The organism is Chryseobacterium sp. JJR-5R (genome assembly GCF_034047335.1).
Taxonomy (GTDB): domain Bacteria; phylum Bacteroidota; class Bacteroidia; order Flavobacteriales; family Weeksellaceae; genus Chryseobacterium.
In genome coordinates this window covers 3,567,225-3,590,526 of the sequence record NZ_CP139137.1, presented here as the reverse complement: position 1 = coordinate 3,590,526, position 23,302 = coordinate 3,567,225, and the positions used below count along the sequence as shown (strand labels likewise).

Sequence of the window (23,302 nt, the reverse complement as noted above, 5' to 3'; positions counted from 1 at the left end):
TGAAATTCCGTTAAAAATAAATATCATGTAGCGTGGTAATGTTTTGACAAAGGTATTTACTAACTTTGTGGAACGCTAATAGGTATACTTCTAAAATATACCGAAAACTACTAAAGAAAAGGGATGAAAATTTGCGGTCAGAATATCAGGAAAATCAGGAGGAGCAAAGATCTCACCCAGGAATACATGGCTTTTGAAATGGGCATTTCCCAGAAAGCCTATTCTGATATTGAAAATTCCAAGGTAAAAATCAACCTTGACATCCTGACGAAAATCTCCGCTATTTTAGAAATCAGGCCTTCCGAAATCTGCAGCATCTCCCACAAATGCGGCAACGATTTTGAAGACAAGTACCACGACCTGGTGGAATATATGAAGAAGAGCGGGATTGAGGTTCCGAAGGAGCTCTTGTAATTATTATTTTTTCATACTGTATTTTAAAAGATCTATTTAAGTATTTATTTTTTAAATTTATAAACATATATCTTCCTGGGTTCTTTCAATAAATAAAATGATTCAGGGACAGAGCAGATTTAGGCGGCTTCCAAATGAAATTATTGCAGAAAATTGAAGAACTGACATTATATGCAATTTCTCAGCATAAGGAAATCGAGCAGTTAAAAGCAACGATAAAATAGCAGCAGCAGTAAAAAAGGTTGATTGAATTAAAAGACTGTTGCTAGGCTGTAAGTTAAGCCGATTGTAGATTAGATTATTTCAGATTTTTAAAAAGGTGCAGGATTTTCCTGCATCTTTTTCCTGTTCATTACAAAAACAAAAACCATCCTTAAAAAGGATGGTTTGTAGACCCACAGGGATTCGAACCCCAACTGATGGTACCAAAAACCAGAGTGCTACCGTTACACCATGGGTCTGTTTATTTTAGTGATGCAAATGTATCTATTTTTTATTTACCGTCAAAAAAATATTCAGGAAATTTAAAAATTTTCTTAACATGATAGAAAACAAAAACCATCCTCAGAAAAGGATGGTTTGTAGACCCACAGGGATTCGAACCCCAACTGATGGTACCAAAAACCAGAGTGCTACCGTTACACCATGGGTCTGTTTGTTTTAGTGATGCAAATTTAAAGCTTTTTTCTTTATCTGCAAATCATTTTTAAATTTTATTTAAATTTACATTACAATTTAATGGCAGGAAATATGCAGCTCAACTTCAATAATCTCGAAATTAATAATTTATGTCCTCAGACGGAATTTGAAAAAAAAGTGTTTTTTTTCCTGAAAGAATGGTGGTCAGATTCTGAAACCGTAAAAGTGCAGACTTCCGGCTCTACCGGGATCCCGAAAATTTTTGATATCGAGAAAAGGAAAATGATCAGTTCTGCAGAAATGACCTGTGATTTTCTGGGGCTGAAAGAAGAAAATACCGCCCTGATATGTCTTCCTGTGGAATATATTTCCGGGAAAATGATGGTGGTACGGTCTGTAGCCAGGAAACTGAAACTGATTATTGCTGAACCGTCCGTCAGCCCCTTGAAACAATTGACTGAAAAAATAGATTTCTGTGCCATGACACCGCTTCAGGTGGAGAATTCCCTTGACAGATTATACCTGATTGAGAACCTAATCATCGGCGGGGCAGCCGTATCCGAATCTTTAAAAAAGATGATTGCTGAAAAAGGCCTGCCGCAGGATAACCGTATTTTTGAAACCTACGGAATGTCCGAAACCCTTTCCCATATCGGCCTCAAACAGATTTTTCCTCAGGCGGAAGATTATTTTACGGTGTTTGATTCTGTTGAAATTTCGGAGGATGAAAGAGGATGCCTGAAAATTTATGCGCCCAATCTGAATGATGAGGTTTTGCATACTAATGATTTAGTTGAAGTAATCAATGAAAAACAGTTCAGGTTTTTAGGGAGGATTGATCATGTCATCAATTCCGGCGGGGCAAAAATTTTTCCTGAGCAGCTTGAAGCCCTGGTTAAGAAAAAGATTCCGAATGAAGCCGTATTCTTGGGGCAGGAAGATGATACATTGGGACAAAAGATTATACTTATTGTTGAAGGTACGGAATCTCAGGACATCATTAAAAAGATTTCAGAAATACAGTTTGAGAAAAACTTTCACAGGCCTAAAGACATTATTTTTATTGAGAAAATTCCAAGGACGCCGAATGGAAAAATAAGCAGGATTGAATTGAAAAAAATGATATAAGTATTTATCTTTACCCGTAATTTATTACTCTTAAACCCTAATGAAAGATTTTTCAAAAGAGCTCAGCTTTAAAACTTCCCGCAGCAGCGGGGCAGGAGGGCAGAATGTGAACAAGGTTGAAACTTTGGTGACTGTGCTCTGGAATATTGCTGAGTCTGAGCTCTTTCGTGAAGAACAGAAAGATCTGATCCGGAATAAATTAAAAAACAGGATCAATGCTGAAGGTTTTCTCTTTTTAAATGTTTCCGAAACCAGGACACAGCTGGCCAATAAAAATAAGGCGGTTGAAAAAATTCTTGAGCTTGTAGATAAAGCTCTGTTTATTCCTAAGAAAAGGATTTCCACAAAACCTTCAAAAGGCCAGAAACAGAAAAGACTGGATACCAAGAAGAAAATTTCTGAAAAAAAGGAAAACAGGAAGTTTAAATATTAGCAACATGTATTCAGTGTTTCCTCTGTTTCTTATCCTTAGTCACCTGGTTTCAGAGCCCATTTTAAAATTTATTTGAAAGGTTTTACGTAATCATATGGGCTTTTTACGGATTTCGGGATAGGGGCAATTTCTTATAAATCAGTTACAGGGCCGGTAATAGGGAAAGGCACTAACTTAGTACTGGAAGCCAATTTTGCCTATCAGTATGCCGTAACTTAAAATATTCTGATTGGTCCGAAACTCGGATTAAAGATGGAACTTTATCGCAGATGGACATCAATGGCCAGATCTATGAGTTCGGGGAGTAAGAGAAAGAAGGTTTAACCCGAGTTTCTTTGAGCGCAGCGTTTACATTCCGTTTTTAAGTTTTATCTTTGCAAAAAATTATCATAATGAACAAACCGATTACAGAATTCATAGAAAAATATTATCTCCACTTCAATGCAGCAGCTCTGGTAGATGCTTCCAAAGGATATGTTGCCCATCTTAAAGAAGGCGGGAAAATGATGATCACTTTGGCAGGTGCCATGTCTACAGCCGAGTTGGGAAAAATCCTTGCAGAGATGATCCGCCAGGATAAAGTGGATTTTATTTCCTGTACAGGTGCGAATCTTGAGGAAGATCTGATGAATCTGGTAGCACATTCACATTACGAAAGGGTTCCTCATTACAGGGACTTAACCGCACAGGACGAGTGGGACTTGCTTGAAAGAGGCCTGAACAGGGTAACCGATACCTGTATTCCTGAAGAAGAAGCTTTCAGAAGGCTGCAGAAACATATCGTTGAAATCTGGAAAGATGCTGAGTCTAAAGGAGAACGGTATTTTCCGCATGAATTTATGTACAAGATGATTCTTTCCGGTGTTCTGGAACAGTATTATGAAATTCCGAGAGAAAATTCATGGATGATTGCAGCCGCTGAGAAAAACCTTCCGATTGTGGTTCCGGGCTGGGAAGATTCTACGATGGGGAATATTTTCGCTTCTTATTGTATCAAAGGCGAACTGACCGCTACAACAATGAAATCAGGAATTGAATACATGACTTATCTTGCAGACTGGTATACCAAAAATTCAGCAGGAAAAGGAGTTGGTTTCTTCCAGATTGGCGGAGGAATTGCAGGAGATTTCCCAATCTGTGTGGTGCCAATGCTGTATCAGGATATGGAAATGCATGACATTCCTTTCTGGTCGTATTTCTGCCAGATTTCAGATTCTACTACCTCTTACGGTTCTTACTCAGGTGCTGTGCCGAATGAGAAAATTACCTGGGGCAAACTGGATATCACTACACCGAAGTTTATCGTTGAAAGTGATGCGACTATCTGTGCACCCTTGATGTTCTCATATATTCTGGAAAATTAATTAGCTGCTAAATAAAGCTTTAGATAAAGAAGCGTCCGGTACGGTAGTGTCGGGCGCTTTTTTATTTATGTTCTGTTGAATAAAATGTATAAGCAGAATGTATTGGGGCGTGTCCTTCACTCGTTCATTCCGCTTTGCTCCATTCGCTCGTTCAGGCCGGGCTTCTCCGGGCTCCACTTCGTTCCGGTCCTTGTTGCAGGAGCAACAGGACTGCCGCTGCGCCTGCACTCTGCATATCCCTCACGCGATTCAGTCCATGGAATTGATAAGCACAAAATAACGATATGCGAGAATCCCTTTCTGCAGTTTGGTCAGTTTGGCAGGATCTTTACCGCTTAATTTAGGCAGTACTGCTTTATTGATCTTATTCAGAAGTCTGAAAACTGATTTTTTCATAACTTTATGTTTTAATGGAAGTATAAGATTTCATTCAAAAACAGTGCAAAACCATAAGAAGAACTGAATTCTGGTCCATTGTCAAATTCGGAAGGATAAAAATAGAGATTAGATTATTCTCCCAGTAATAGAGAAGCAAAAGAGTCAGTATGAACGAAATATTTAAACGGCAGGTATGGGAAATTACCAGGCTGGTACCCGAAGGAAGAGTTACAAGTTACGGAGCCATTGCGAAAGCGGTCGGTTATCCGAATCATTCCCGTCACGTAGGAAAAGCAATGGGAGGCTGCCCGCAAGATGTGCCTGCCCACCGGGTGATTTCGGGTTCCGGAACTTTATCGGTCCCCGAATTTCAGGAAAGGCTGGAAGCAGAAGGAATTATTGTGGAGAATTTCAGGATTAAGGATTTTAAGAAATTGTTCTGGAATCCGATGGATGAATTGTAATAGGCTAAACCCGAATAAACAATTTAAAGCCCAGCATACAGAGTAAGATAAGATTAGTATTGCTAAAAAGGAATGATCATATTTGTTCATTTTACATTATTATTAACTTTCGGATGGCAATAAAAAGTTTCGGCGGGGCTGAAAGCCCCGCCGAAACCAAAAAATACCTTTAAAAACTTATTTAAGCTTCTGGTAGCTTCTCTGGATAAAATCCGTCAGATCTTTACCTTTCAGTAAATTCTGGGAAAGTTTAGCCAGGTCTACGGCATATTTAATCAGGCTTTCTTTTTCTTCTGCATTTTCGGTTTTCAGAATCTGATCCGCAAATTCACTGTTGGAGTTCACTACCAGATTATACATCTCAGGGAAACCGCCCATGCCGAACATACCGCCTCCGCCTCCGGTAGCCTGCATATCCTTCATCCTTCTCATAAATTCGGGTTGGGTGATGGTAAACGGGGCATCCGTGCTGTCAAGGTCTTCCAGCTGAACGGTGAACTTTTTATCATTTACCGCTTCTTCCACATTCTTTTTCAGGGATTCTTTTTCCGTTTCCGTTAATTTGGAAATAACAGGCTCGTCTTTTTTAATCAGGTTATTGATGTGGTCTGCATCAACTCTTACAAATGAAACGTTGTCTTTTGAACTTTCCAGTTTCTGGATAACGTGCGGGATAATCGGGGAATCAAAAAGCAGTACTTCATAGCCTTTATCCTTTGCCGACTGGATATAACTGTGCTGTTCGTCAGCATTGGAAGCGTAAAGAATAACCAGCTTACCGTCCTTATCCGTCTGGCTAGGCTTGATCTTTTCCTCTAACTCGTTCCATAGGAAATATTTTCCGTCAGTAGTCGGGTAAAGCGTAAATTTATCGGCTTTTTCCGCAAACTTTTCTTCGGTGATAATGCCGTATTCGATGACCACTTTAATATCATTCCATTTCTGTTCATAGTCCTCACGGTTTTCATTGATCAGGGAAGACATTTTGTCGGCCACTTTCTTGGTGATGTAAGAAGAAATTTTCTTAACCGCACCATCTGCCTGTAGATACGAACGGGAAACATTCAGCGGAATATCCGGAGAATCGATTACACCGCGAAGAAGCATTAAGAAATCCGGAACGATACCTTTTACTTCATCCGTTACGAAAACCTGGTTTTGGTACAGCTGGATTTTGTCTTTTTCAATGTTGAGGCTGTTGTTCAGTTTCGGGAAGAATAATACCCCGGTTAAGTTAAAAGGATAGTCAACATTCAGATGGATATTGAACAAAGGCTCCTCAAACTGCATTGGGTACAACTCATGGTAGAACTTCATATAATCCTCAGTCGTAAGCTCACTCGGAGCAATTGTCCATGCCGGAGTAGGGTTGTTGATGATATTGTCTACTTCCTCCGTTTCTGCTACTGCATCTTCGGCAGCATCTTCCGGCAATGGCAGCGTGTGGGTTTTAGTTCCGAATTTGATCGGAACCGGCATGAATTTGTTGTATTTCAGTAACAGCTCACGGATCTTTCCTTCTTCCAGGAACTCTGTGGAATCTTCTGCAATGTAAAGGATAATTTCAGTTCCTCTTTCCGTTTTATCCGCTGTTTCTTCCAGCGTAAATTCCGGGCTGCCGTCGCAGATCCAGCGAACAGCCGGTGCATCTTTATAAGATTTTGTTACGATTTCCACTTTTTCTGCAACCATGAAGGCAGAATAGAATCCAAGCCCGAAATGCCCGATAATTCCTGAATCTTTAGCCGTATCTTTATATTTTTCCAGGAATTCTTCAGCACCCGAAAATGCTACCTGATTGATGTATTTTTCAACCTCTTCAGCCGTCATCCCGATTCCCTGGTCAATGATGCGAAGCGTTTTATTTTCCTGATCTATCTTAACTTCAATCTTCGGGTTTCCGTACTCCGTTTTTGCTTCCCCGATGCCTGTCAGGTGCTTTAATTTTAAAGTAGCATCCGTTGCATTGGAGATCAGTTCTCTTAAAAAGATTTCGTGGTCACTGTAAAGAAATTTTTTGATAAGCGGAAAAATATTTTCCACAGATACATTGATATTTCCTTTAGTCATAATAATTTTTGTTTTTAATTTTCTTAACCTTCTCAAAAAAAATACCGATCTCCATAATGTGACAATTTGACATTATTTGTATAAAGTGTAAAGAATAGTCTTTCATAAGTAACTTTAGGGTCAGCAGGTTATGGAAGTAATTTAATGATTGGTCTATTGTTTTGAAATTCAGCTGATGGATTGTTGCCAGGTTGATGTGATCAATGATTATTTGAATTGTATTGCTGTGATCCACAGATCATTTCCTACAAAAAAAAGACAGCTCTAAAGCTGCCTTCGTTATAATTTCTGAAAAACTTATTTTACCTTATTCTTCAATTCATCTTTGATCTTGTTTTCCAGTTCTTCCGCAAGCTCAGGGTTGTCTTTCAGAACATCTTTCACGGCGTCACGTCCCTGTCCGAGTTTGGTTTCCTCATAACTGAACCATGATCCGCTTTTTTTAACGATTCCTTGTTCTACCGCCTGATCCAGGATTTCTCCGGTTTTAGAAACTCCTTCACCATACATAATGTCAAATTCGGCCATTTTGAAAGGCGGAGCTACTTTATTCTTCACAATTTTCACTTTTACGCGGCTTCCTATCGCCTCATCACCGTTTTTAATCGGCGCACTTGCCTTTCTGATATCCACTCTCACCGAAGCGTAGAATTTCAATGCATTACCACCGGTTGTTGTTTCCGGGTTCCCGAACATGACACCGATTTTTTCCCTAAGCTGGTTGATGAAAATTACCGTACACTTTGTCCTTGAAATCGTAGCCGTTAATTTTCTTAAAGCCTGGGACATCAGCCTTGCATGAAGACCCATTTTGGAATCTCCCATTTCACCTTCAATCTCTGCTTTAGGAGTCAGTGCGGCAACGGAGTCGATCACTACGATATCGATTGCTCCTGAACGGATCAGGTTGTCTGCGATTTCCAGAGCCTGTTCACCGTTGTCCGGTTGGGAAATGATCAGGTTTTCAAGATCGATTCCCAATTTTCCTGCGTAACCTCTGTCAAAAGCATGCTCTGCATCGATAAAGGCAGCGATTCCGCCTGCTTTCTGGGCTTCTGCAATGGCATGGAGTGTCAATGTTGTCTTACCCGAAGATTCAGGCCCGTAAATTTCGATGATTCTTCCTCTCGGATAGCCACCCACTCCAAGAGCGATGTCCAGTCCCAGAGATCCGGAAGGGATAACTTCAATGGTCGTGTCAATGGTACTGTCACCTAATGTCATTACCGTTCCTTTTCCGTATGTTTTATCTAACTTGTCAAGCACCAGCGAAAGTGCTTTTTTCTTATCTTCAATGTTACTCATCTGTCTTTTAATTAATAATCAAATTTACGAAAAAATACACTTAAAAACTAATATTATATACCATTAAAAGCTGTTTTGATAGTTAAAAAAAGTATAAATTTTTAATATATTCATAATCCGGTAAAGTATATGACTCACACTCACATAACCCATGCAATTATTGATTTTGCTCTGGAGAAAACAGTATATTTCAACGATTTCATATTCTTATGTTTTTTGCTTTTAAAAACCAGAACGGCAGGATTTTGCTTAAGGTTTTTTAATACAGTTGCCAAGCTAACAATCACCTCCTGCAAAGCAGTCAATCGTTTTACTGAAATATTAATGAAAATTTGAATTTTGCGTAATCCTCAGATAATCACGCAGGACTTTCATCTGGTCTTTATTTCCCTTTTTAATCCGGGCTTTGCGGCTGACAATACGGTCATATACTTTATTAACGGCCCTTTTTATTTCGGGAAAGGCATTTCTATAGGTGACTTCCGGAATCTGAAGCCTTCTGCACACTTCATCATCAAGCAGGAACCATGTACAGCAGATATGGAGGTAACGGAGGTTTCTTCTCTGGAATTGATACTTCAGAATAGGGTTTTCAAGAGATTCATCTAATAGGGAACAGGCAAGCAGGGCAGAATCCTTGTCTGCCGGCGGCTGAATGGAAGTCCAGAGGTAAAAATATTCGGTAGCCTCCTTCTTATTGTCCGGTAAAAGATTTTCAGGCATTCCCAGCAGATACCCTACATATTTCCAGAGGTGGAAAAGCCCTTTTTCCTCATCGTCTGAAAACGTATTTCCCAGCTTGTGCAGGCTGTGGAGAAACACCAGGCTGAAACCGGTGTAAGTGGCCATCATATCCCAGGAATTGATCGGTTCGCCCCAGTTTTCAGTGTTCCATTGTTTATAATGTTTTTTAATGGACAGCCTTGCATAAGAATGGATCAGCCGGGTTTTCACAGCAAATTCATATCCCTTTTTATGAACTTCCAGTGCATTATACCGTGTTGCGTTTACCCAGAAATCAAGTGTTTCCGAAAGTCTTTTAACGGCCCCTTTTTTTAAGGCTTCTGTAATAATCAGCGGTTTGTTGAGGTAAGCATAATCATAACCGCCCATCAGGCAGTAATCCCGAAGTGAAATAAGCGCATCCAGATTGCTTCTCATACACAGTTCTGCACCGCTTCTGAGTAGGTTGTCATCCAGCCAATCGGGGATTTTCTGGGTCTGGAGAAACATTTTTTTTACACTGTCCGGGACAAGATCGCTTTCATTAACTCCGTTACGGATATACTGTTCGGTTTCCCGGGAGGCTTCATGAAAATTTTTGGTGAAATAGATATCCCTTACCACCTGATCACCTGTTTCGTCTACATGGTAAAAGTAAGGGGCAAACTTTTCAAAATCTGCAAATCCGACTTCCGCACCGGAAAACTCAATCAGCTGTCTGCCGTTGCCTTTCGTCCAGAAATTCTTAAAATGAGGTGAATCTTTAAATCGCGGTTGCATTATCTTTTTCTCCATTAAAGATAAAATTACAAGTTTTACGCCGAAACGGAGCCGTGAAATTTATCAGTTGAACTATAAAGCAACTTTAAACTGGATGATAAACTTAATCATGAGATTATTCAACTCGAATGGATCTTCAATCGTTTATTGATACGGGATGTTGTTTTTCTCTAAAAATGCCGCCAGCTTTTCCTTATCTTTTATGGAGAAAGACCTCTTTTTTCCGTCTTTCAGCTTGAGGAAGATGATCTCCCGGCTGCCTGTGATAAAGGCTTTTCCATATTTCCTCGACAGCCTGACACCCCATCCCCCGAAATCTGAAACAGGATCTGTATGAACGAATTGTATTTCTTTAATTTCATCCCATCTGATTTTTTTCGGTCTAAATGCAAAAGGGAAAAAATAATATTCAAAATACTGCGGGTTAAGGTTTAATTTTAAAACAGAAAATAAGAACAGTAAAGTTAGCGGAATCGTGATGAGGATGACGATTAAAGGCGATTCCTTATGCTTCATAAGGATAAAGCTCCCCACTACAGCCTGAAAGATGAGAAGAATGGCAAAGGCCTTTGGAAAGCCTGATTTTTCCTGAAATATTCCTGAATCCATATCTGTATCAAAAATAACAAATTTAATGATACAAAAAAAACCTTCCGGATCCGGAAGGTTTGTATGATGGATTGCCGTTACTTATTATTTGGTTAAAGAAGCAGCATGGATCAGCATATCAACTAATTTGTTGGAATATCCCATCTCGTTGTCATACCATGAAACAAGCTTTACGAATTTAGGAGACAGCATGATACCTGCATCCTTATCGAAGATGGAAGTTCTCTTATCCCCTACAAAATCCTGGGAAACCACTGCATCTTCAGTGTAGCCTAAAATACCTTTTAATTCCCCTTCAGAAGCAGATTTGATGGCAGCACAGATTTCTTCGTAAGAAGTCTCCTTTTCTAACCTTACCGTTAAATCTACTACAGAAACATCAACCGTAGGCACTCTGAAAGACATACCTGTCAGTTTTCCGTTCAGTGCAGGGATTACTTTTCCTACCGCTTTGGCAGCACCTGTAGAAGAAGGGATGATGTTGTTCAGTGCCGCTCTTCCTCCTCTCCAGTCTTTCATTGAAGGACCGTCAACCGTTTTCTGGGTTGCCGTTGTGGCGTGTACCGTTGTCATAAGGCCTTCTTCAATCCCGAAGTTATCATGGATTACTTTTGCCAGCGGAGCTAAACAGTTGGTGGTACAGGAAGCATTGGATAAAATTTTGATATCGTCGGTAAGCTCATTGTGGTTTACTCCCATTACGAACATCGGTGTGTCATCTTTGGACGGAGCGGAAAGGATTACCTTTTTGGCACCGGCGTTAATGTGCTTTGCAGCGTTTTCTTTATCTAAGAATAAACCTGTAGATTCAACGATATAATCAGCTCCGATTTCATTCCACTTCAGGTTATTCGGGTCTCTTTCAGCAGTTACCCTGATTTTTTTTCCGTTTACCACAAGATCGTTTCCTTCTACAGAAACTTCTCCCGGAAAAACACCGTGTACAGAATCATATTTAAGCATATACGCCATATATTCTGCATTAATCAGGTCATTGATTCCTACTACTTCGATATTATCTCTTTCAGTCATTGCTCTGAATACAAGACGTCCGATTCTACCAAACCCGTTGATACCTACTTTGATTGTTGACATAATAGTTTGTTTTAAATTATATTAAAAAATATTAGATTGCTAAAATTTCCGAAATCAGCAAAAGATCCTTGTTGATTTCGTTGTGTTTTTTAATGGCTTCCTCAATCGGTGTATAAACCAGGTCGTTGGATCGCATGCCGGCCATTACATTGGTTTGTCCTTCCATTAATCCGGTTACTGCGCCGTAGCCTAGCCTGCTCGCCAGCACCCGGTCTGCGCAGCTTGGGGAACCGCCTCTCTGGATATGGCCCAGAATTGCCACGCGGATGTCATAATCCGGGAATTCCTTTTTTGTTTTTTCTGCCAGTTCGTAGATGTTGGCTAATTTTTCACCTTCAGCTACTACAACAATGCTTGATGCTTTTCCGGTCTTTTCCGCATTCCTGAAATTGGCGAACAGTTCATCAATACTGTCTTTCCTTTCCGGGATCAAAATGTCCAAAGCTCCGGCTGCCAATCCGCTGTTTAAAGCGATAAACCCTGCATCACGGCCCATTACTTCCACAAAGAAAACCCGGTTATGCGAAGTAGCTGTATCACGGATCTTGTCAATGGCTTCCATGGCCGTATTCAGTGCCGTGTCATAGCCGATGGTATTGTCAGTCCCGAAAATATCATTATCGATAGTCCCCGGAACGCCGATAACCCGGATTCCGAATTCCTCGTTAAAGATTTTGGCTCCTGTAAATGTCCCGTCTCCGCCGATACAGACCAGTCCGTCAATACCGAGCGCTACACAATTGTCATAAGCTTTCTTCCTGCCTTCTGCAGTTTTAAACTCCATGGATCTGGCAGATTTCAGAATCGTTCCGCCCTGGTTGATTATATTTTTTACGGAACGGGGACCCATTTTCAGGAAATCACCGTTGATAAGGCCGTTATAGCCTTCACGTACTCCGTAACATTCAACATGATAATAATTGGCGGTTCTTACGACCGCTCTTAATGCTGCATTCATACCCGGAGAATCGCCTCCTGAGGTAAGAACCGCAATTTTTTTTACAGCACTTTCTTTCATCTGGTAAAAAATTTCAAACACAAATTTACAAAAACAAGTTCAGATACAGGCAGTAACTTAACAAGAGTTTTAAATACAAATCATTAAAACTGCCTAAAATTGGCAGGTTTGAAAATGTATCTTGCCGTTTTGGTCTCCGGACGGTCAACATCCAGATTATACCACGGTGAAATTCCCCGGTTGAAAGGATTGGAAACAACATGCACGGATTGTGCAGGGGTAAAGCCTTCACTCAGTAAAAAGAGCCTTTCCCCTTTTTGATTGCGGCATACGCCTGAAATAAAGACCACATGTCCCGGACTTCCCGGTGTAATCAGGAGGTCTCCCGTTTTAAGGTCAGTGTTTTTAATAACCGGTTTTGTTTCTTTGTTCAATGAAATGGTTCCTGCATAATTAAAAATCAGATCCAGATAATTCCTGAAATTTTCATATGAATCATCAAATCCGGATGTTTTCCTGAAACTAACAGAGTTGCCATTTACAAAAGCCCTTTTCCCGCTTTTATAATCATTCCATGAAACCGGGTCACCGCTGGTAAAATGAAAGATGACCTTATCAGATTCCCCGGCTGCCCACAAATATTCTGCTCTCAGGCGGATCACGGCATCGGCACACTGCTGCAGGTCCTTCGTTCCGGTATCAATATCGAAAACAGCTTCATGGAGATGCTGGACAGTAATCGGAGTTCCGTCATATTTTAAAATCCGGCTCCCATACGGTTTCAGCTTAAAGTTCTCAATAAAATAGCCGAAAGAACCTGGCTTTTCTTCCACCCATTTATAGCCTTCAGGAGGAGAAAATCTTTCCCGGATGGTATTTTTATCTTTGTTAATCTGAATTATATCCTGTGGACCGGAAGTCTCGGAACTTTTATTTTCAATATGGGATTTTGATGGGATTTTGTCACCGTTGCAGCTTACGACAGCAATAAAAATCACTACCCAAATAATTCTTTTCATGTGGCTTTAATCTTATTGAAAGATATAAAAGTTTCCAATGGGACGTTAAAAAAAATGAAATTTAACGTATTAAAAATTCCTACAGCCCAAAGCACGAGACCCATTTAATACCGAACAACAAACGGCAAATTCGCACAAGTTTTGGGAATTAGCTTTAATTTTCACCAAAAGTTTCCCAGACCGTAAAATTTCACTTTATTACAGATAAAATTAACCGCTACCATTTCTCTGTCAGATACTTCCAGTACCTTCTCGGCACATGCTGGATATGCAGTTTCAGGTTTTTCCTTTCCACAATATTGGTTTTCGTAAAATAGCGCTGCCAGAGCGTCTGATATTGCGTTTCTTCATCATGGAACTTTTGCTGATACTTGTTTAAGTCTAATTTTTCGTCCGGATAAAAGAAATCGCAGGTTTCCAGGTCATAAAGAATTCCATAGTTTCTTTTAAGGTCATAAATCATCCATTTCTGGTCCTGGTAACGGTCTTTGAAATGCTTCCGGATCAGAGGGAGTACATTGAAATCGGGATCGATCTTTGCAAAGAAAACTTCATCCTGCATTTTTTCAAACCTTACAAAAGCGGTCATCCGGTGCCGTTCCCGGTTTACGGATTTGCAGATCTTGGAAATTTTTAAAATATCACTGTCGGCATAATTCTGTAGGATATTTTTATCCGGATGTTTGACTGATTGCTGTACTGTCGATAAAATAAGCTGCTCTGAATCCGGTTCTTCCGATAAATACACTTTCAGCAGTTCATGAATCCCGGATTTGCCGATGTTCTGTTCCAGTTTATTCAATACGCGTTCGGATTTATCATTCTGCGTAATCACATCATGTATTTCTGCAAAAATATTTTCCTGGTGGAAGCGTTCCCTGCTGATAATTTCCGCCTCTTTATAACGGTATTCAAAAACTTCGAATACCGCAGTGAAAAGTCCGTCGAAGCTTCCGTCATAGAGTAGGGTGGTCATGAGTTTAATTTGAAAGTGATATGATTTGAAAATTAGTTAATTACTCTTCTTATTCAGGAATGATAAATCTGTTATTGAAATCATTCTTTATAACAAATAAGCTTTAATTCATGCTCATCTGATTCCAAATAAAATTCACCAGCACTTTTTATAACGGCTGAAATTTTTTCCACATCCTGATTTGTCCTGGAATCGGCAGTCTTCTGAAAAATAAGGTATTCAATTTCTCTGTATTCGAGCCAGTCATTAACAGAATTGTTTCCTTCAAAAGCAGTCTTCCAATAATCAAATTCAAAAATACTATTTTCATCAAGATACAGTACTCCAATTTTTTCATTTTGAATTTTCTTAAACAGAATTTTCTTAAATTCCTGGGAATTCTCAATGATAGCTTCAATTAATCTGATCCATTTTGAATTCGACATAAATTTTTGGGAAAATTTCAAAAGAGCTTTATCAGTATCCCTTATTTTTTGTTCACTGTATCTAAACGCTTTTTTTGTTTTCACGATTAAATTAAAATAAGGTGAGCTGCTGGGAAAACTGGTTATGGAATTTGGAAGAGCTTCCCCCGATGATCAGTTTTCTGAAATTTTTATCCGTTAAATACCTCAGGTAAGCGTTGCCTGCATTAAAGTCAATAAAATATTTGGCCCGGTTTACTGCAGCTCCTAATTTTGTCAGATGATCCATGGTGAGTACCTGGAAACGTCTTGCGCCGACAATCTTTTTGGCTGTTTTCACACCAATACCCGGAATTCTTAAAATCATCTGGTAGTCTGCCGTCTGCAGATTAACAGGGAACTGGTCAAGGTGCCTTAAAGCCCAGCTCATTTTAGGATCCACTTCCAGGTCAAGGAACGGCATATTCGGATCAAGGATTTCTTCTGCTTTAAAACCGTAAAACCTCATCAGCCAGTCTGACTGGTATAGCCTGTTTTCACGGAGCATCGGGACTTCAGTTGTTAATGAAGGCAGCCTCTTATCTTCCAGAACAGGAACATAACCGGAATAATAAACTCTTTTTAAATTGAAATTTTTATAGAAATGATCAGCAACTTTTATTATCTGTAAATCATTTTCATTGGTGGCACCTACGATCATCTGGGTAGACTGTCCTGCCGGAGCAAATTTCGGGACTTTCCTGAAAATTTTCTTTTCATCCTTGTATTGGGCAATCCCGTTCTGGATATATTTCATGGGATTGAGCATGTCCTGTCGGTTTTTTTCAGGAGCCAGAAGTTTCAGTCCGCTTTCCGTAGGGATTTCAATGTTGATTGACAGCCTGTCTGCATACAGCGCTGCTTCCTGCATCAGTTCATCGCTGGCACCCGGAATTGATTTTAAATGGATATATCCGTTGAAGTTTTCTTCCAGCCGTAGTTTTTTTGCCACTCTTACCAGGCGTTCCATCGTGGTATCGGCATTTTTAAAAATCCCTGAGCTTAAAAACAGGCCTTCGATATAATTTCTGCGGTAAAAATTAATGGTTACATCAACTACCTCTTCCACCGTAAACGCTGCTCTCTTGATATCATTCGAACTTCTTGAAACACAATAGGCACAGTCATAAATACAGTGGTTGGTCAACAGGATTTTGAGAAGCGAGACACACCGCCCGTCTTCCGTGTAGGTATGACAGATTCCGCTTGCAGAACTGTCTCCCAATGCGCCTTTTTTACTTTTTCTCGTGCCTCCGCTGGATGAGCAGGAAACATCATATTTCGCTGCATCAGCAAGGATTTCGAGTTTTTCTTTGAGGCGGTCAAAATTCATATGATGGAATTGAAAATGTTAATTTTAGATCTTAGAAACTATTCAAATGTAAGCCCAAAATTGATAAAAATCAATCTTTTTTGATTGAAGTTATCAACAACTGAAAGTCATAAAATCACTATATTTACGATTCATTAAAGTTATACTATGAATCACCAACCGATTGAAGGTTTTTCCAAGCTCGATAAACAGGGGAAAATCAACTGGCTTGTTGCCGAATACCTTGAAGGAAATACCGAATATCAGCACATTTTAAACCAGTACAGGAACGGAAACCCTGAACTTCAGAAACTCCATGATGAATTTTCAGAAAACACCATTTCCAACTTCTATATGCCTTACGGGATTGCCCCTAATTTTCTGATTGACGGGAAGTTATTTGCCCTTCCTATGGCCGTGGAAGAGAGCTCCGTGGTGGCTGCTGCTTCAAAAGCTGCGAAATTCTGGATCGATAAAGGAGGTTTTAAGACCACCATCATCAACAATGAAAAACTGGGGCATACCCATTTTATTTTTAATGTCGAAGCCCATAAGCTGCTCCACTTTTTCAATTTTAAACTGAAGAAAAAATTACTGGAAGCTACGGAAGCCATCACCACCAACATGAGAAACCGCGGCGGAGGGATTTTAGATATTAAATTGGTGGATAAAACTTCCGAGATGCCGAACTATTACCAGCTTAAAGCCAGTTTTGACACGGTAGATTCCATGGGCGCAAACTTTATTAATTCCTGTCTGGAGCAGTTTGGAAAAACCCTGAAACAGGAAGTGGCCGTTACCGGAGATTTTACGCAGGAAGAAAAGAACTCTTTGCAGATTGTCATGAATATCCTTTCCAACTTTACGCCCGATTGCATCGTAAGGGCTGAGGTTTCCTGTAAGATTGAAGATTTAAAAGATGACAGCGGGATTTCCAATGAAGAATTTGCATGGAAGTTCAAACAGGCGGTAGACATCGCCGAGATTGAGCCATTCCGCGCAACTACTCATAATAAGGGAATTATGAACGGGGTGGATGCTGTGGTTATCGCTACAGGAAATGATTTCAGGGCAACTGAAGCCTGTGCCCATGCGTATGCCGCGAGAGACGGGAAATATAGCTCTTTGTCGCACTGTACTACGGATAACGGTATTTTCAGGTTCTGGATTGACCTTCCTATTTCCGTAGGGGTAGTGGGCGGGCTGACGAACCTGCATCCTTTGGTAAAATTCTCTCTGGCACTTCTCGGAAAGCCTTCTGCCCAGGAACTTATGAGTATCCTTGCGGTTTCCGGCCTTGCCCAGAATTTCGGGGCCCTGCGTTCCCTGGTGACTACCGGAATCCAGAAAGGGCACATGAAAATGCACCTGCTGAATATTTTAAACCAGATGGGTGCCACCGAAGAAGAGAAACAGCATTTTGTAACATACTTTAAAGATAAAACGGTAACGCATCACGAGGTGATCAGTGAGTTTAACCGTTTGAGAGGAAGTAATTAATAATTAATAATCAATCAGAAATTACGAATTACGCTTTAAAAATGAAAAGGATCATGTTTTTCAGTCAAAGCATTCTGATCATGAAAATAACCGTTTCATATAGAGAGATGCGTGAAACAATTTACCGGATAAAATGCTTAAAGCCTTTTCTTGTTTAGAAAAATCAAAACAGATTGTTTGTTGAACTGCGCTGGTGTCACTGCCAGGAATCATCGGTCTTATTCAGAAAACACTTAAAATAAAATTAGGAATATTAAAATAAATTACGAAAGGAAAGTGCTGGTTATATCAATCATAATTTGAGCCTTTATTACAGCTGCGTAATTCGTAATTTGAAAATTATAATTAAATACAATGAAAACAATTACGCTAATTTTTGGTGCCGTATACGGAATGCTGTCCGTTATTTTGGGTGCGTTCGGCGCGCATGCTTTAAAGAAAATTCTGTCTGTGGAGAGGCTGGAAAGCTTTGAAACAGGCGTAAGATATCAGATGTATGCCGCTTTCTTTTTGCTGATCGTCGGGTATATTTTAAAATTTGATACCTCGTCGCAAAAATGGATTTCTATTTTGATGATTGTCGGAACCATGCTGTTCTCGTTCAGCATTTACGGATTGAGCCTGCAGGATTATTTTGGAATGAACCTGAAATTTTTAGGCCCACTTACTCCGCTTGGAGGTCTGTTTATGATCCTGAGCTGGGGAATGCTGATTTTCTATTTTGCCAAAAACAGGATTTAGTCCTCAATTATTCAGTCTGCTGGATTTCAATTCCGGAAAACTGAACCATTAAGGCGGCTCCAGAGATTACTTTTACAGGCTCTCAATCAGAATATTTGCTGAAGAAGAACAGGTTTAAATAAAATAAAAGTTCAGGATATCTTCCTGAACTTTTTTATTAAGCTTGTCCTGTCCTAAAATAAGTTTACACAAAACAGACTTGTTATGGAAAACCAAGAAAAACCAACAAGGGTTTGGTCTGGGTATTTCAGATACTACAGTATCTTAACCGTTTTTAAAAAGAGAAATTTTCTTTCATCCATTTCAGCTTATTGAAGCTCTTAAGGAATTTTGCCCTGGTGGAAATCAGTTTTTCCTGTGCATCAATCACTTTATTTTCCCGGGTATTGATCAGGAAAAGGGAACTTTCTCCATTATTATACCGCGTTTCTTCTGCATTAAGGAGCTTCCGGTAATTCAAAAGGTTGTTTTCTGAAAAATTGATCTGGGTATAATAGTTCAGGATTTCATTCTTATAGGTTTCGATCTTGGTATCGATCTCGCGGATCTTCAGCCGGGTATCCAGCCGGTTCTGGCTGATTTTGATCTTGGCAATTTCATAGCCCGCACGGGCTTCCCGTTGGAACAGCGGGATTTCAAGCTTTAAGCCATACTGGAAATTATTGTCGAACAGCGGGAGGTAGTCTGCCCGGTAATTTTCCTTGTTGAAGAAATTATAGGTAAAATCCAGTTTCGGCAGGAAGCTCTGCCATTTCAGGCGGCGCTCGCTTTCCAGGATATTGTTTTTCTGGTTGTAATACAGGATGGAAAAATGGTTATCGGTCCTCCTGTTTTCAACATCCCGGATCAGGAATTCGAATTCGGAATATGCCGGATGGTCGGTCAGCCGGTCAGCAGGGAAAATAAGCCGGGAAATTTCGTAAAATTCCTGATTGTCGTTCCATAAATACATCTGCAGCTGCTGGGTATTCTTTACAAAAGTCAGGTATGCTTCCTGCTGCTGGAGCTCAAAGCTCTGCAGCTGGGATAAGGCTTCTACCGTATCGATGGCAGGTCTTTCGCCGTATTCGAGGGTTTTACGGGTAAGGTCCAGACGGTTTCTGTTGATTTTCACCGCTTTTGCCTGCAGCTGATAAACTTCAAAGCTCTGTACCCATTCCCAATAGGTATTTTCCGCCTCCAGAAGAAGGTCGTTGGTCAGCACAGCCTGTTCCGCTTCCGTCATTTTCAGGGCAAACTTTGCCTGGTCCAGCACAGCCCTCCGCCTGTCGTATAAAAGGTTTTTGGCGAGGGGAACAGTAATCCCAAACTGGTAGAGCCCGCCTCTGGTATCACTCGGGTTCAGTTTTTCACCGTCGAGGTAATTGTAGCTCGTCGTAAGATCAATCCCATACCATGTGGGGATTCCCAACTCAATATTTTTCTGTTCATAATATTTTGTCCCGTCTATGTTTTTTTCGCCTAGCTTTCCTGCCAGTACAGGATCGAAGTTTCCTCTTGCCCGGGTAATTTCCGATTCGGCAATTTTGTTCTGAAGCCTGTATTTCAAGGCTAAAGGATGGAAATTCCTGACTACCGAAATGAATTCCTGAGCCGAAATCCTAAGCGAATCCTGCGAAAAACCGTATTGAAAAAAAAAGAAGACGAGCATAAAAATAATTTTATTTTGCTTTTTCATCTTTGCCTGCTTTTTCATTTTTTACCTCATAGTAATCCGGCGGGAACCCGTTGATGTTCCTCCACAGTTCATACCAGATCGGTACATCGTTCAGGATGGCGATTCCCTGTACACCGGTTCCCATTTTAATTTTTGGCGGCCACTTTTTTTCATTTTTATCTTCTATGATCAGGGCCTTAAACAGTCCGTTCATGCTGATGTTGCTTTCCACGGCCACCACTTTGCCGGCAAATGTCCCATAGCTGGAATTGGGCCATCCGGAAAATACAATTGCCGGAAACCCGTCGAAAATACACATCATGCGCTGCCCTTCTTTTATCAGCGGGAGGTCTACCGGCTTGATGTACATTTCCACGGCATAATCCACCGTAGTCGGAACAATGGTTCCAATATTTTCGCCCTCTTTCAGGACTTCCCCGATTCCTGCCTTATTGAGCTGAACGACCTGTCCGTCCTGTGAAGCCAGGATAAAATACAGGCCCTGTCTTGCTTTGTAGTTCGCCATCTGGTTCTCCAGCTTGGCAATATCTCCTTCGCTTCCTTCGATCTGTCCCATACTCTGGAATCTTTCTCCCTCGGTTTTGCTCAGTTTCTCGGTATAATCCTGAATGACGGAGCTTTGTTCGATGCCAGTGTTCATGATTTCCTGGCGGGTCTGGGCCACTTTATTTTCGTAAGCGGTTTTTTTAGCCACAGCATTCTGGTAAGAAATGCTTCGCTGCTGGAACTGGGTAAGCGAAACGAGCCCTTCGTCGTACATTTTTTTCTGTCTTGCAAACTGGTCTTCGGAAAGGCTGAGCTCATTTTTTGCAGCTGCCAGTTCGGCTTCTTCACCGGAAAGCTTGTTATTGAGCTGGCTGATTTTTATTTTCAGCTGGCTCAGTTTAAGATCCCTTGATGCATTCAGTGCCTGCAGTTGGCTCCTTGTTGTTCCCACCTTCGCTTCATAATAATCCCGTACGCCTCTCTTGGCTTCCACCTGTTCCTCGGTTCGCTGTACCAAAAGCGGATCTAAGTAATCATCTTTGATTTCCGAAAGCTGGAGGAGCGTATCTCCTTTCTTTACATAATCTCCTGTTTTCACATTCCATTTGATGATCCGTCCCGGGATAGGGGAGTTCAGCTGTTGCGGGCGCTGTTCCTGATACAAGGACGTAACGTTTCCTCTTACCTTGATGTTCTGTGTCCACGGTAGAAACAGAGTAATGAGCCCTCCTGCCAAAAAGATCAGAAACCATTTTTTTACACTGGATTTTTTATGGATATGATATATTTTATCAAATGATTTCAGTTTCATTGTCATTGTGTTGAATTTTTATAATACGATTCTTGATGTGCCGCCTTCCATAAGGATCTGCTGGTCTGCCGCCTGCAGGATGTCCTGGTCATGGGAAACAATAATAACCGTCGATTTTTCCCTGATCTGCTGCAGGTAGTGCATCATCTTAACCTTAAATTCTGCATTCATGCCGGAAAAAGGATCTTCCAGAATGATCAGCCTTTTGTCTCCTAACAGTGCACGCAGGAGAAGGATCTTCTTCTTGGAGCTAAAGCTTATTTCAGGGTCAGTCTCACTGATTTCGGTAAAAAATCCCTTGCTGAAGAGGCTTGGTATGTTTTCCAGCCCTATGCTTTCGGAAAGTTCCAGGATGTCTTCCGTATTATTCGTAGTATTTCCCAGCAGGATATTGTCCTGCACGGTTCCCTGGACGATCCTCATATTTTCAAGGTAAAGCCCGATGGTATTCCTCATCTGCATCTTATCAATGTTTTTCAGCGGGATTTTATCAAACAGAATGGTCCCGGAAGTAGGTTCATAAAAACCGGCAACCATATTGAGGAGCAGTGATTTGCCGGCTCCCAGTTTTCCGGTGATCACATTGATGCTGTTATGCTGTATTTTAAAGTTGAGGTCGGAGAGGATAGGAATGCTGTCGTTAAATGCAAAGTTTACTTCCTTAAACTCGATTTCGGCACCTTTATCTTTCTGTGAAAATACAATGTCGCCGTTATTTTCTTCCTTAAGATCGGTGATTTTAGACAGTTTCGCAAAAGAAGCAATAATGTCATAATAGCTTTCAAGGCTCACGATAAGCTTTTCAACGGCCGCCATAATGCTCAGTACGACAATTTCCGTTGCAATAAATGCCCCGATATTAAGCTGCTGGTTAATCAACAGGTAAGTTCCTATCACCAGCATGGCAAGCGTGATGATTACCTTAAATGCGATAATGGTCTTATATTGAAAAACCAAGACCCTGAAATGCGAAGTCCTGTGGTCCAGATATTCAACCACCCTGTCATCGGTGCCTTTCAGATGGCCTTCGCTTCCGGCGTGCATCTTAAATGTTTTTACCGAACCGGCAACATCTTCAAGCCAGGCAGCGGTATTGTATTTTCTGTCACTTTCTTCAATACTGGATTTTATACCGCTTTCCATGGTATAAGCAAAAATGAGCACCACACAGATGATGACCAGTGCTCCGAAGGCCAGAAACCACGGATGGTAAAAGGAAAGCAGGAGAATCCCGAAAAAAATCTGGATAAGCGCCGTAGGGATTTCCAGCAGGATTTTAGATATTCCTTTCTGAAGGTTCTGGATATCGAAGAAACGGTTAACCAGCTCCGGAAGGTAATATTTCCTTGCATAGGAAAGGTCTATTTTGGGAATTTTTTCTGCAATGGCCATGGAGAACTCAACATAGATCTTCTGCTGTATCTTTTCAATGATCTGTATAATCTTCAGCCTGAAGTAACCCACAAGCCAGGTACCGATCACCACAAAGAAGATAAGTATGTAAATGGATGTGGCCATTGTTGCCCCCATAACGAAACTTACGATAGACTGTATCCCTAATGGAACACTCAGCTGCACCAGGCCGTTAAGAATAGCATAAAAATAAATATTGGTAACATCTTTTTTTTCTTTTGTAATGTAGCGGATGAGCCTTTTGCCCTGTTCACCGGCCGTTATTTCCATTTCCTTCATTTTTGTTAAGACTGTGTTTTTATTAAGGGTTTTATGATGAGCAAACCAATGGGTTTTAGGTCTGCTTAGCAATGACTATTCCATAAGCTTTATTTTACTTAGATTCAGTGAATTATTTTTGTGGTTTTATGATGCAAAGATAGTGGGTGGAATATACTAATAAAAATCCGGCAGATTAGAATCCCATTAAAATATGATTAGAAATAATACCCGTTTGACATCGGATAATTCAGACGATACCGGTAATAGGTCTGTATCCACCGGTGCATACCGGAGTAAGATTG

Annotated in this window: 21 protein-coding genes and 2 tRNA genes; 7 read left to right on the top strand and 16 right to left on the bottom strand. The window is 40.6% G+C overall.

What is annotated here, in order from left to right:
* Nucleotides 1–123 precede the first annotated feature (123 nt).
* On the top strand, nucleotides 124–414 hold the full coding sequence (locus SD427_RS15825) for a helix-turn-helix transcriptional regulator (protein WP_320558760.1): 291 nt from the start codon (nucleotides 124–126) through the stop codon (nucleotides 412–414).
* A 390-nt stretch (nucleotides 415–804) separates the two neighbouring features.
* Here the strand turns inward: SD427_RS15825 and SD427_RS15820 are convergent.
* Together SD427_RS15820 and SD427_RS15815 are read right to left on the bottom strand one after the other, a co-directional pair.
* Nucleotides 805–875: transfer RNA gene (locus SD427_RS15820), tRNA-Gln, on the bottom strand.
* A gap of 121 nt (nucleotides 876–996) precedes the next feature.
* Nucleotides 997–1,067: transfer RNA gene (locus SD427_RS15815), tRNA-Gln, on the bottom strand.
* A 97-nt stretch (nucleotides 1,068–1,164) separates the two neighbouring features.
* Between SD427_RS15815 and SD427_RS15810 the strand changes: the two genes are divergently transcribed.
* The 3 genes from SD427_RS15810 (at nucleotide 1,165) to SD427_RS15800 (ending at nucleotide 3,978) form a co-directional block, all read left to right on the top strand.
* Nucleotides 1,165–2,181 (top strand): AMP-binding protein, encoded by a 1,017-nt coding sequence (locus tag SD427_RS15810; RefSeq protein ID WP_320561051.1) that lies wholly within the window; start codon nucleotides 1,165–1,167, stop codon nucleotides 2,179–2,181.
* Nucleotides 2,182–2,221: 40 nt separating this feature from the next.
* Nucleotides 2,222–2,614 (top strand): alternative ribosome rescue aminoacyl-tRNA hydrolase ArfB, encoded by a 393-nt coding sequence (arfB, locus tag SD427_RS15805; protein WP_320558759.1) that lies wholly within the window; start codon nucleotides 2,222–2,224, stop codon nucleotides 2,612–2,614.
* Nucleotides 2,615–3,006: 392 nt separating this feature from the next.
* Nucleotides 3,007–3,978, top strand: a complete 972-nt coding sequence (locus SD427_RS15800; protein WP_320558758.1) for a deoxyhypusine synthase family protein — start codon at nucleotides 3,007–3,009, stop codon at nucleotides 3,976–3,978.
* Between the two features lie 249 nt (nucleotides 3,979–4,227).
* Here the strand turns inward: SD427_RS15800 and SD427_RS15795 are convergent, their stop codons facing one another.
* Complete coding sequence (locus SD427_RS15795; RefSeq protein ID WP_320558757.1) at nucleotides 4,228–4,374, bottom strand: hypothetical protein; 147 nt, start codon at nucleotides 4,372–4,374, stop codon at nucleotides 4,228–4,230.
* A gap of 149 nt (nucleotides 4,375–4,523) precedes the next feature.
* On the opposite strand from SD427_RS15795, the gene SD427_RS15790 reads away from it, so the two are divergent.
* Nucleotides 4,524–4,820: an MGMT family protein gene (locus SD427_RS15790; protein ID WP_320558756.1), complete on the top strand. Its 297-nt coding sequence runs from the start codon at nucleotides 4,524–4,526 to the stop codon at nucleotides 4,818–4,820.
* A gap of 177 nt (nucleotides 4,821–4,997) precedes the next feature.
* Here SD427_RS15790 and htpG read toward each other — a convergent pair whose 3' ends face one another.
* The 10 genes from htpG to SD427_RS15740 all read right to left on the bottom strand — a co-directional run bounded on the left by htpG (nucleotide 4,998) and on the right by SD427_RS15740 (nucleotide 16,131).
* Nucleotides 4,998–6,890, bottom strand: coding sequence for a molecular chaperone HtpG (gene htpG, locus SD427_RS15785; RefSeq protein ID WP_320558755.1), 1,893 nt, complete (start codon nucleotides 6,888–6,890; stop codon nucleotides 4,998–5,000).
* A 297-nt stretch (nucleotides 6,891–7,187) separates the two neighbouring features.
* Nucleotides 7,188–8,195 (bottom strand): recombinase RecA, encoded by a 1,008-nt coding sequence (gene recA / locus SD427_RS15780; RefSeq protein ID WP_320558754.1) that lies wholly within the window; start codon nucleotides 8,193–8,195, stop codon nucleotides 7,188–7,190.
* A 321-nt stretch (nucleotides 8,196–8,516) separates the two neighbouring features.
* Nucleotides 8,517–9,698: an oxygenase MpaB family protein gene (locus SD427_RS15775; protein WP_320558753.1), complete on the bottom strand. Its 1,182-nt coding sequence runs from the start codon at nucleotides 9,696–9,698 to the stop codon at nucleotides 8,517–8,519.
* Nucleotides 9,699–9,842: 144 nt separating this feature from the next.
* Nucleotides 9,843–10,307, bottom strand: coding sequence for a hypothetical protein (locus SD427_RS15770; protein ID WP_320558752.1), 465 nt, complete (start codon nucleotides 10,305–10,307; stop codon nucleotides 9,843–9,845).
* Between the two features lie 84 nt (nucleotides 10,308–10,391).
* Entirely contained in the window at nucleotides 10,392–11,402 is a 1,011-nt protein-coding gene (gene gap, locus SD427_RS15765; protein ID WP_320558751.1) for a type I glyceraldehyde-3-phosphate dehydrogenase, read from the bottom strand.
* 31 nt (nucleotides 11,403–11,433) lie between these two features.
* Nucleotides 11,434–12,420, bottom strand: a complete 987-nt coding sequence (gene pfkA / locus SD427_RS15760; protein WP_320558750.1) for a 6-phosphofructokinase — start codon at nucleotides 12,418–12,420, stop codon at nucleotides 11,434–11,436.
* 83 nt (nucleotides 12,421–12,503) lie between these two features.
* The gene (locus SD427_RS15755) at nucleotides 12,504–13,379 is read right to left on the bottom strand and encodes a DUF4846 domain-containing protein (protein ID WP_320558749.1); all 876 of its coding nucleotides are present in this window, start codon (nucleotides 13,377–13,379) and stop codon (nucleotides 12,504–12,506) included.
* A 217-nt stretch (nucleotides 13,380–13,596) separates the two neighbouring features.
* Nucleotides 13,597–14,355 (bottom strand): TIGR03915 family putative DNA repair protein, encoded by a 759-nt coding sequence (locus SD427_RS15750; RefSeq protein WP_320558748.1) that lies wholly within the window; start codon nucleotides 14,353–14,355, stop codon nucleotides 13,597–13,599.
* 80 nt (nucleotides 14,356–14,435) lie between these two features.
* A complete protein-coding gene (locus SD427_RS15745) occupies nucleotides 14,436–14,864 on the bottom strand; it encodes a hypothetical protein (RefSeq protein WP_320558747.1) in 429 nt (142 codons plus the stop codon).
* A 7-nt stretch (nucleotides 14,865–14,871) separates the two neighbouring features.
* Nucleotides 14,872–16,131 carry a putative DNA modification/repair radical SAM protein gene (locus tag SD427_RS15740; protein ID WP_320558746.1) on the bottom strand — a complete coding sequence of 420 codons (1,260 nt, stop codon included), beginning with the start codon at nucleotides 16,129–16,131 and terminating at the stop codon, nucleotides 14,872–14,874.
* 147 nt (nucleotides 16,132–16,278) lie between these two features.
* Between SD427_RS15740 and SD427_RS15735 the strand changes: the two genes are divergently transcribed.
* Nucleotides 16,279–17,610 carry a hydroxymethylglutaryl-CoA reductase, degradative gene (locus SD427_RS15735; RefSeq protein ID WP_320558745.1) on the top strand — a complete coding sequence of 444 codons (1,332 nt, stop codon included), beginning with the start codon at nucleotides 16,279–16,281 and terminating at the stop codon, nucleotides 17,608–17,610.
* Nucleotides 17,611–17,964: 354 nt separating this feature from the next.
* Nucleotides 17,965–18,351: a DUF423 domain-containing protein gene (locus SD427_RS15730; protein WP_320558744.1), complete on the top strand. Its 387-nt coding sequence runs from the start codon at nucleotides 17,965–17,967 to the stop codon at nucleotides 18,349–18,351.
* A 274-nt stretch (nucleotides 18,352–18,625) separates the two neighbouring features.
* Here SD427_RS15730 and SD427_RS15725 read toward each other — a convergent pair whose 3' ends face one another.
* Genes SD427_RS15725 through SD427_RS15715 form a run of 3 tightly spaced genes read right to left on the bottom strand, consistent with a single transcriptional unit; the run spans nucleotide 18,626 to nucleotide 23,009 of the window.
* On the bottom strand, nucleotides 18,626–20,029 hold the full coding sequence (locus SD427_RS15725) for a TolC family protein (RefSeq protein ID WP_320558743.1): 1,404 nt from the start codon (nucleotides 20,027–20,029) through the stop codon (nucleotides 18,626–18,628).
* Nucleotides 20,013–21,332 (bottom strand): HlyD family secretion protein, encoded by a 1,320-nt coding sequence (locus SD427_RS15720; RefSeq protein WP_320558742.1) that lies wholly within the window; start codon nucleotides 21,330–21,332, stop codon nucleotides 20,013–20,015. The genes SD427_RS15725 and SD427_RS15720 overlap by 17 nt, the downstream gene beginning before the upstream one ends.
* A gap of 12 nt (nucleotides 21,333–21,344) precedes the next feature.
* Complete coding sequence (locus SD427_RS15715) at nucleotides 21,345–23,009, bottom strand: peptidase domain-containing ABC transporter (RefSeq protein WP_320558741.1); 1,665 nt, start codon at nucleotides 23,007–23,009, stop codon at nucleotides 21,345–21,347.
* Between the last annotated feature and the right edge of the window lie 293 nt (nucleotides 23,010–23,302).

Excerpts from the sequence above, each read along its gene's own strand:
- SD427_RS15825 (WP_320558760.1), top strand. The coding sequence starts at position 124 with ATGAAAATTTGCGGTCAGAATATCAGGAAAATCAGGAGGAGCAAAGAT.
- SD427_RS15810 (WP_320561051.1), top strand. The coding sequence starts at position 1,165 with ATGCAGCTCAACTTCAATAATCTCGAAATTAATAATTTATGTCCTCAG.
- arfB (WP_320558759.1), top strand. The coding sequence starts at position 2,222 with ATGAAAGATTTTTCAAAAGAGCTCAGCTTTAAAACTTCCCGCAGCAGC.
- SD427_RS15800 (WP_320558758.1), top strand. The coding sequence starts at position 3,007 with ATGAACAAACCGATTACAGAATTCATAGAAAAATATTATCTCCACTTC.
- SD427_RS15795 (WP_320558757.1), bottom strand. The coding sequence starts at position 4,374 with ATGAAAAAATCAGTTTTCAGACTTCTGAATAAGATCAATAAAGCAGTA.
- SD427_RS15790 (WP_320558756.1), top strand. The coding sequence starts at position 4,524 with ATGAACGAAATATTTAAACGGCAGGTATGGGAAATTACCAGGCTGGTA.
- htpG (WP_320558755.1), bottom strand. The coding sequence starts at position 6,890 with ATGACTAAAGGAAATATCAATGTATCTGTGGAAAATATTTTTCCGCTT.
- recA (WP_320558754.1), bottom strand. The coding sequence starts at position 8,195 with ATGAGTAACATTGAAGATAAGAAAAAAGCACTTTCGCTGGTGCTTGAC.
- SD427_RS15775 (WP_320558753.1), bottom strand. The coding sequence starts at position 9,698 with ATGCAACCGCGATTTAAAGATTCACCTCATTTTAAGAATTTCTGGACG.
- SD427_RS15770 (WP_320558752.1), bottom strand. The coding sequence starts at position 10,307 with ATGGATTCAGGAATATTTCAGGAAAAATCAGGCTTTCCAAAGGCCTTT.
- gap (WP_320558751.1), bottom strand. The coding sequence starts at position 11,402 with ATGTCAACAATCAAAGTAGGTATCAACGGGTTTGGTAGAATCGGACGT.
- pfkA (WP_320558750.1), bottom strand. The coding sequence starts at position 12,420 with ATGAAAGAAAGTGCTGTAAAAAAAATTGCGGTTCTTACCTCAGGAGGC.
- SD427_RS15755 (WP_320558749.1), bottom strand. The coding sequence starts at position 13,379 with ATGAAAAGAATTATTTGGGTAGTGATTTTTATTGCTGTCGTAAGCTGC.
- SD427_RS15750 (WP_320558748.1), bottom strand. The coding sequence starts at position 14,355 with ATGACCACCCTACTCTATGACGGAAGCTTCGACGGACTTTTCACTGCG.
- SD427_RS15740 (WP_320558746.1), bottom strand. The coding sequence starts at position 16,131 with ATGAATTTTGACCGCCTCAAAGAAAAACTCGAAATCCTTGCTGATGCA.
- SD427_RS15735 (WP_320558745.1), top strand. The coding sequence starts at position 16,279 with ATGAATCACCAACCGATTGAAGGTTTTTCCAAGCTCGATAAACAGGGG.
- SD427_RS15730 (WP_320558744.1), top strand. The coding sequence starts at position 17,965 with ATGAAAACAATTACGCTAATTTTTGGTGCCGTATACGGAATGCTGTCC.
- SD427_RS15725 (WP_320558743.1), bottom strand. The coding sequence starts at position 20,029 with ATGAAAAAGCAAAATAAAATTATTTTTATGCTCGTCTTCTTTTTTTTT.
- SD427_RS15720 (WP_320558742.1), bottom strand. The coding sequence starts at position 21,332 with ATGACAATGAAACTGAAATCATTTGATAAAATATATCATATCCATAAA.
- SD427_RS15715 (WP_320558741.1), bottom strand. The coding sequence starts at position 23,009 with ATGGAAATAACGGCCGGTGAACAGGGCAAAAGGCTCATCCGCTACATT.